The organism is Pseudonocardia sp. SID8383 (assembly GCF_009864975.1).
Lineage (GTDB): Bacteria > Actinomycetota > Actinomycetes > Mycobacteriales > Pseudonocardiaceae > Pseudonocardia > Pseudonocardia alni.
This window is the reverse complement of the sequence record NZ_WWFY01000034.1, coordinates 1-8208: the sequence shown is the minus strand read 5'-3', so window position 1 is coordinate 8208 and position 8208 is coordinate 1. Positions and strand designations below refer to the sequence as shown.

Below are 8208 nucleotides of genomic sequence, written 5' to 3'. Positions count from 1 at the left end.
GCTCGGCGCCGCCGTCGCCGTCACCGCGTGCGACGCCGGGGACCCCGACGCCGTCGCCGCGCTGGTCGGCTCCGTCCCGGCCGGGCACCCGCTGACCGCGGTCGTGCACACCGCCGGCGTCCTCGACGACGGCCTGACCGGCTCGCTCACCCCGGAGCGCCTCGCCGGGGTGCTGCGCCCCAAGCTCGACGCGGCGTGGCACCTGCACGCCGCGACCCGCGAGCTGCCGCTGGCCGGTTTCGTCCTGTACTCGTCGGTGTCGGGGATCCTCGGCAGCGCCGGGCAGGCCAACTACGCCGCCGCCAACGCCGGACTCGACGGCCTCGCCGGGTACCGGGCCGGGCTCGGCCTGCCCGCGGTGTCGCTGGGCTGGGGCCCGTGGGGCCGCGGGAGCGGCATGACCGAGCAGGTCACCGACGCCGACCTCGACCGGATGGCCCGCGGCGGCCTGCCCGCCCTCGACGCCGCCGACGGCCTCGCCCTGTTCGACGCCGCACTCGCCCGCCCGGAACCGGTCGTCGTCCCGACCCGGATCAACGTCGCCGGTCTCGCCGTGCAGCAGGCGCTGCCCGCGCTGTGGCGCGACCTGGTGCCCCGCACCCGCCGCACCGCCGCCGTCGCCGGCTCCTCGCCGGTCACGGTGCGCGAACGGCTGCACCGCCTCGACGCCGCCGGCCGGGAGGCACTGCTCGTCGAGCTCGTCACCGGCTACACGGCCGGACTGCTCGGGCACGAGGACGCGGCGGCGGTCGACCCGGAGCGCGGCTTCCTCGAGCTGGGCTTCGACTCGCTCGTCGCGGTCGGGCTGCGCAACCAGCTCGGCGAGGTCCTCGGGCTGCGGCTGGCCGGGTCGATCGTCTTCGACAGCACCACCCCGGTGAAGCTCGCCCGCCGGCTGCACGAGCTCGTCGAGCAGGCCCCGGCCCCCGGCGCCTCGCCCGCCGTCGTCGCCGGGCGGCCCGCACAGCCCGGCGAGGAGACCCTCGTCGGCCTGTTCCACGCCGCCGTCCGCGGCGGCAAGCTGGTCGAGGCGATGCGGATGCTCAAGGCCGCGGCGAACACCCGACCGATGTTCGAGTCCCCGGCCGAGCTGGAGGAGCTGTCCGAGCCGGTCACGCTCGCCGAGGGGCCCGCCGCCCCCCGGCTGATCTTCGTCAGCGCCCCCGGCGCCACCGGCGGGGTGCACCAGTACGCCCGCATCGCCGCGCACTTCCGCGGCAGCCGGCACGTGTCCGCGCTGCCGCTGATGGGCTTCGCACCCGGCGAGCTGCTGCCTGCCACCAGCGAGGCCGCGGCCCGGATCGTCGCCGAGAGCGTGCTGCTCGCCAGTGACGGCGAGCCGTTCGTGATGGTCGGGCACTCCACCGGCGGGTCGCTGGCCTACCTGGCCGCAGGGGTGCTGGAGGAGACCTGGGGGGTGCGGCCCGAGGCGGTGGTGCTGCTCGACACCGCCTCGATCCGGTGGGACGCGGCCGAGGGCAACGACCTGGACCGCACGACCCGGTTCTACCTGGCCGACATCGACTCGCCGTCGGTCACCCTCAACAGCGCGCGGATGTCGGCGATGGCGCACTGGTTCATGACGATGACCGAGATCGACTCGCCGCCGACGACGGCGCCGACGCTGCTGGTGCGCGCCGCGCGCGACGTCGAGGGCTTCATCCTGGACACCTCCGCCGTGCCCGCCGACACCGTGGTCGACATCGACGCCGACCACCTGTCGCTGGCCATGGAGCACTCCGCGCTCACCGCCGACGCGATCGAGACCTGGCTCGCCGAGCTGCCCACCCCGACGACGGAGGACGCGTCATGACCAGCCCGACGACCTGCCCGGTCACCGGCGGCGGGCCCCCGCCGTCCCTGGAGGGCCAGACCCCGCCGGTGCTGCGGCTGAGCCCGCTGCTGCGGGAGCTGCAGCAGCAGGCACCCGTGTGCCGGGTCCGGACCCCCACCGGCGACGAGGCCTGGCTGGTCACCCGCTACGCCGAGCTGAAAGCACTGCTGCACGACGAGCGCCTCGGCCGCGCGCACGCCGATCCGGCGAACGCGCCGCGGTACGTGCGCAACCCGTTCCTGGACCTGCTGGTCGTCGACGACGCCCAGCAGGCCCGGGACCTGCACACCGAGATGCGGCGCCTGCTCACCCCGCAGTTCTCCGCGCGCCGGGTGCTGGGCCTGGCGCCCACGGTGTCCGCGGTCGCCGAGCAGGTGCTCGACGGGTTCGTCGCCGCGGGCAACCCCGGCGACCTGCACGGCGGGTTCTCCATGCCGTACTCGCTGACGGTGCTGTGCGAACTCATCGGGATCCCGCCGCAGGACCGACCCGAGCTGGTGCGGACCATCATGACGATGGGTGAGGTGGACGACGCCGAGCGCGTCGCCACGGTCCAGGCCGAGCTGTTCGGGCTGCTGTCCGCCGTCGCCCGGCGCAAGCGGGCCGAGCCCACCGACGACGTCGTGTCCCGGCTGTGCGCGCAGGTGCCCGACGAGCGGATCGGCCCGATCGCCGCCGGTCTGCTGTTCGCCGGGCTCGACAGCGTCGCCAGCCACGTCGACCTGGGCGTACTGCTGTTCGCGACCCACCCCGACCAGCTGGCGGCCGCGCTCGCCGACGAGCGCACCATGCGCGAGGGCGTCGAGGAGATCCTGCGCTGCGCCAAGGCGGGCGGATCGGTGCTGCCCCGCTATGCCACCGACGACGTCGAGATCGGTGGCGTCACCCTGCGCACCGGCGACCTGGTGCTGCTGGACTTCACCCTGGTCAACTTCGACACCCAGGTGTTCGACGAGCCGGAGGTGTTCGACATCCGCCGGGAGTCGAACCCGCACCTGACCTTCGGACACGGCATGTGGCACTGCATCGGCGCACCGCTGGCCCGGATGGCGCTGCGGACCGCCTTCACCCGGCTGTTCACCCGGCTGCCGGACCTGCGCCCGGCCCGTCCGGTGCAGGAGATGCGCCGCGGCTCCGAGGGACTGTCCGGTGGTCTGACGGAGCTGCCCGTCACCTGGTGACGGCCGGGGCACACCCGCCCCGGCACGCGGTCACGATGGCGCGGGTGTGCTCAGCCCCAGGTCACCGGGAGCTCGTGCAGACCGAACAACACGCCGTCGTACTTCACGCGCAGGTCATCGGCGGGCACCGCCAGGCGCAGCGTCGGGATCCGGTCGAACAGCGTGCGGTAGGCGATCTCCATCTCCAGCCGCACCAGGTTCTGGCCCAGGCACTGGTGCACGCCGTAGCCGAAGGCCACGTGCGAGCGCGCGGAGCGTTCCGGGTCGAACGCGCCGGCGCCGTCGAAGGCGTCGTCGTCGTGGTTGGCGGCGGCCAGCAGCGGCAGGATGCCCTCGCCCGCGCGGATCGTGCGCCCGCCGATCTCGACGTCGGCCAGCGCGACCCGGAACGCGACCAGGTCGGCCACCGAGTAGTAGCGCAGCAGCTCCTCGACGACGCGGTCGTCGCCGATCCACTGCGGGTTCGTCAGTAGTTGGACGATGCCGAGGCCGATGTTGTTCGCCGTCGTCTCGTGACCGGCGATCAGCAGCAGCATGGCCACACCGGAGAGCTCCTGGCGCGACAACGTCCCGGTCGCGGCGAGCCGGCTGATCAGGTCGGTGCCGGGGCGCCGCTCCTTGATCCGGATGAGCCGGCCCAGGTAGCGCAGCAGGGCCGCGGTCGCCGCGTCGCGTTCCTCGTCGCTGGAGCTGAGAGTGACCAGGACGCGGGTCTTCGCCTCGAAGAAGTCGCGGTCGGCCCGCGGGACGCCGAGCATGCCCGCGATCACCAGGGACGGCACCGGCAGCGCGAAGTCCTCGATCAGGTCGGCGGCGCCGTCCTTCGCGAGGATCGCCTCGATCCGGTCGTCGACGATCTGCTGGATCTCCGGGCGCAGCGCGCGCACCTTGCGGACGGTGAACTCGGGGATCAGGGTCCGGCGGAACCGGTCGTGCTCCGGCGGGTCCATCGACACGAACCAGCCGGGCACCTCGTCCGCGGACGGGGCCCCACCGGTCCGGGCCGCCTTCGGGAAGCCCGGTCGGGAGGGGTCGGCGCTGATCCGCGGGTCGGTGAGCACGGCACGCACGTCGGCGTGCCGGGTGACCAGCCAGACCGGGCCGCTGGGCAGCTCGGACCGGACGGGCTCACCGCCGTCGCGGTAGTCGGCGTACTCCGGGGGCGGGAACGGTCTTCCCGGACGGCGCAGCGGGAACGCCACCGGGCAGGTGGCGGCACCTGCCCCGGCCCCGGTGACGGGGCAGCCGGTGGCGGTGTCCGACGGCGTGGACCTCGCGGTGCCGGTGCTCATGCCACTCCGTAGAACGCGCGGACCTGCCCGGTGATGAACTCCTGGTCCTCGGCGGTCAGCCCGGTGTGGGTGGGGAGGTAGAAGCCGTCGGCAGCCAGCCGCGATGCGTTGAGCGTCGGCCAGACCGGGTCGAGGTACATCGGCTGGCGGCTCATCGGCTTGAAGAACACCCGGGTGTCGATGCCCCGGGCGGCGAGGTGGGCGAGGAGCTCGTCGCGGCGCTCGGCGCGCAGGTCGTACATCCAGAGCACGTCCCGCGGTGGCATCAGCGTGATGCCGGGGACGTCGCGGAGGGCGTCGTCGTAGCGCTTCTCGATGTCGCGCCGGGTCGCCAGGATGCCCTCGAGCTGCTCGGTCTGGGCGAGCGCGACGGCGGCCTGCATGTTGGTCATGCGGTAGTTGTAGGCGAGCTTCTTGTGCAGGAAGCTGTGGTCGCGGGTGAACGCCATCGCGCGCAGGTGCGCCATCTGCTCGGCCAGGTGCGGGTCGCGGGTCACGCAGATCCCGCCCTCGCCCGCAGTGATGATCTTGTTGGCGAACAGCGAGAAGCAGGCGATGTCCCCGGTGGGCAGCACGCCGTGCGCCTCGGCGGAGTCCTCGACGACCCGCAGGTTGTACTCGTAGGCGAGCTCCAGGATCGGCTCCATGTCGCACCGGCGGCCGTAGACGTGCACCGGCATGATCACCCTGGTGCGCGGGGTGATCTTCTCCTCGAGCAGCGTGACGTCGATGTTCAGGTCGTCGCCGCAGTCGACGAACACCGGTGTCGCGCCGGTGTAGGTCACCGCCCACGCCGAGGCGATCATCGTGAACTCCGGGACGATCACCTCGTCGCCCGGGCCGACGCCCAGGGCGCGCAGGGCGAGGGTCAGCGCCGTCGTCCCGGACGAGCAGGCGACCCCGTGCGGGACGCCGTTCCAGGCGGCGAACGCCTCCTCGAACCGTGCGATGTAGGGGCCCTGCGAGGAGATCCAGCCGCCGCCGACGGCGTCGGTGACGTAGTCGAGCTCGTGGCCGTCGAGCCACGGCTTGGACACCGGTTGGGTGAAGGACATCGTGACTCCCTGGTTCGGTGGGGGCGCGTGGTCAGGCGGTCCGGGCGGCCGGGGCGTCGGTCCCGGCGAGCACGGGCAGGCGCAGGATCAGGTCGGCGGCGGCGGCGCGCCCGCCCGCCTCGTGCAGCAGCCGACCCATGCGCGCGGCACGCTCGGTGAAGGCCGGGGTCTCGAGGACCCGGGTGACCTTGTCGAGGACGTCGTCGGTGTCGACGGTCTCCGGGTGGTCGACGGTGAGGCTGACCCCGAAGTCCTGGCCGCGGATCGCCTGGTCGTCACAGTCCACCCAGAGCGGGCGGACCACCAGCGGCTTCCCGAAGTAGAGGCCCTCGTGGTAGCCGTTGCCGCCGGCGTGGGTGAAGAACACCTTCACGCTCGGGTGGGCCAGCACGTCGAGCTGGGAGGGCACCCAGCTCTCGATCCGCAGGCCCGCGGGCAGCTCGGTGGCGGGTGGCAGCATCTCCTGCTGCTCGCGCGGCAGCTTCCACAGCACCTGGTGACCCCGGGCGTCGAGCCGGCGTGCCACCTCGACCAGCGACGCGACCTGGGGCCGGGTCAGCCGGGTGATCGTGCCGAATCCCATGTAGACCACCGACGACTGCGCGTCGAGCCAGTCGGTGAGCTCACCACCGTCGGCGACCTGGGGCAGCGGCGGCACCATCGTGCCGACGAGACGCATCCTCTCGGGCAGCTCGAACGGGTAGTCCAGCTCCGGCACCGAGTAGCAGAGCACCTGCTCGGCGTGGTCGATGCGGGCCATCATCTGCCGGGCCTCGGGCGCGATGCCGAGCTCGGCCCGCACGGCGTCGTCGCGCTCGACGACCTTGCGGGTCTCCTTGGTGACGAACATGCCGAGCGTCCGGATCCGGAACAGCTGGTTGGCGATCTTCTGGCGCAGCGTCATGGTGGCCGGCAGCCCGGAGTGCGGCACCGGGAACCCGGACGGCGTGTAGGACCTCGCGAACGGGACGTGCGAGGTGAGCACGTTGCTGGGGACGAACGGCACGCCGAGCACGAACGGGATCCCCTTGGTGATCGCGAGCTCGTAGCCGTACTGGCACATGCTCTCGATCACCATCAGGGCCGGGCGGACCTCGTCGACGACGCGTTCGAGCGCCCGGTACTTCTCGATCCGGGACTCGGGGGCGAAGGAGTGCCGGATGACCGCGGCGTGCGCCCGGAACCGGTCCCGCTGGGTCACCGCGGCGTAGGTCTCGTCGTCCCAGGTCACCGCCGACATCTCCGACACGGTGTCGCCGAGCGAGGCGAAGGTGACGGGGCTGCCCGTGCTCGCGCCCGCGACGTCGTCGCGGGCCTTTTCGTCGGCGGCGAAGTACAGGTCCCCGACCTCGCGCCGGGACAGTTCCCCGGCGAGGACCAGGAGCGGATTGAGCAGTCCGCTCTCCGCATAGCTGACGAACAGGATCGGCCGCCGATTCGCGCCCATGGGTAGACACCCTCTCCGACTGTGACGGGCCGGGTGACCCGTCGCGTGGCGCACCGCGGCGCGGTGCAGCGATCAGGTAGTTGATCCCACGGCCGACGCCGGGGAATCCCTAGTCCTCGGTCCCGGCCCGCCGCATTCATTAGGGAAAACCACAGCCGCGCCGACCGTACGGTCGGCGCCACATCGAGACGACCGCATTCGTGTGCAGGGGTGAGGTATGACGGCAGGACACGGCAGCGACCCGGTGGTGGTCGTCGGAATGGCGTGCCGCTATCCGGGTGGTGTGCGCGACGCCGACGGCCTCTGGGACCTGCTGTGCTCGGACCGGGAGACGGCCTCCGGGTTCCCGGACGACCGGGGCTGGGACCTCGACGCCCTGCACGGCGACGGGCCGGGGCGCTGCGCGACCCGCACTGCCGGGTTCCTCGACGGCGCCGGGGACTTCGACGCGGCCTTCTTCGGGATGTCGCCGCGCGAAGCCGTCTCCACCGACCCGCAGCAGCGCCTCGTGCTCGAGACCGCCTGGGAGGCGGTCGAGCACGCCGGGATCGACCCGTCGTCGCTGCGCGGCACCCGGACCGGGGTGTTCGTCGGGGCCGGTGGGCAGGACTACGCGGGCGTCGTCCAGAACTCGCCCGACGACCTCGCCGGACACGCCCTCACCGGCCTGATCCCCGGTCTCACCTCCGGCCGGCTCGCCCACCTGCTCGGGCTGGAGGGGCCCGCGCTGACCGTGGACACGACGTCGTCGTCGTCGCTGGTGGCGCTGCACCTCGCGATCCGGTCGCTGGACGCGGGGGAGTGCACCGCCGCGCTGGCCGGCGGGGTGTGCGTGATGTCCACCCCGGCCGCGCTGGTCGGGCACTCCCGCCAGGGCGGCCTGGCCCCCGACGGACGCGCCAAGGTCTTCGCCGACGACGCCGACGGCACCGCCTGGGCGGAGGGGGTCGGCGTCGTCCTGCTCAAGCGCCTCTCCCACGCCCGCGCGGACGGTGACCCGGTCCTCGCTGTGCTGCGCGGCTCGGCGCTCACCGCCGACGGCGCCACCGACGGCCTGACCGCGCCGAGCGGGGCCGCGCAGGAGCGGATGATCCGCGACGCGCTCGCTGACGCGGGTCTGACCGCGGCCGAGGTCGACGCCGTCGAGGCGCACGGCACCGGCACCCCGGTCGGCGACCCGGTGGAGGCGCGCGCCCTGCTCGCCACCTACGGGCAGGACCGGGACCCGGGCCGCCCGCTGTGGGTCGGCTCGCTGAAATCGGTGGTCGGGCACGCCCAGGCCGCGGCCGGGGTCGCCGGGCTGATCGCGACCGTGCAGGCCCTGCGCCACGAGCTGCTGCCCGCGACCCGGCACGCCGTCACCCCCAGCACCCGGGTCGACTGGTCGGCCGGGGCGGTC

The 8208-nt window shown here is 73.4% G+C and carries 6 protein-coding genes; 3 read left to right on the top strand and 3 right to left on the bottom strand.

Annotated elements, in window-relative coordinates:
- Positions 1-1813: type I polyketide synthase (locus tag GTW08_RS00865; RefSeq protein WP_161151257.1), on the top strand; the 1813-nt coding region annotated here is incomplete at its 5' end.
- Entirely contained in the window at positions 1810-3015 is a 1206-nt protein-coding gene (locus tag GTW08_RS00860; RefSeq protein ID WP_073575132.1) for a cytochrome P450, read from the top strand. The genes GTW08_RS00865 and GTW08_RS00860, both read left to right, overlap by 4 nt.
- A gap of 50 nt (positions 3016-3065) precedes the next feature.
- Here the strand turns inward: GTW08_RS00860 and GTW08_RS00855 are convergent, their stop codons facing one another.
- The 3 genes from GTW08_RS00855 to GTW08_RS00845 are packed head-to-tail and all read right to left on the bottom strand — an operon-like array spanning position 3066 to position 6809.
- Positions 3066-4307, bottom strand: coding sequence for a cytochrome P450 (locus GTW08_RS00855; RefSeq protein WP_202416219.1), 1242 nt, complete (start codon positions 4305-4307; stop codon positions 3066-3068).
- Positions 4304-5362, bottom strand: coding sequence for a DegT/DnrJ/EryC1/StrS family aminotransferase (locus tag GTW08_RS00850; RefSeq protein WP_073575131.1), 1059 nt, complete (start codon positions 5360-5362; stop codon positions 4304-4306). The genes GTW08_RS00855 and GTW08_RS00850 overlap by 4 nt, the downstream gene beginning before the upstream one ends.
- A 31-nt stretch (positions 5363-5393) precedes the next feature.
- Positions 5394-6809 (bottom strand): glycosyltransferase, encoded by a 1416-nt coding sequence (locus GTW08_RS00845; RefSeq protein ID WP_073575130.1) that lies wholly within the window; start codon positions 6807-6809, stop codon positions 5394-5396.
- Positions 6810-7026: 217 nt separating this feature from the next.
- On the opposite strand from GTW08_RS00845, the gene GTW08_RS00840 reads away from it, so the two are divergent.
- Positions 7027-8208: beta-ketoacyl synthase N-terminal-like domain-containing protein (locus GTW08_RS00840; protein WP_161151256.1), on the top strand; the 1182-nt coding region annotated here is incomplete at its 3' end.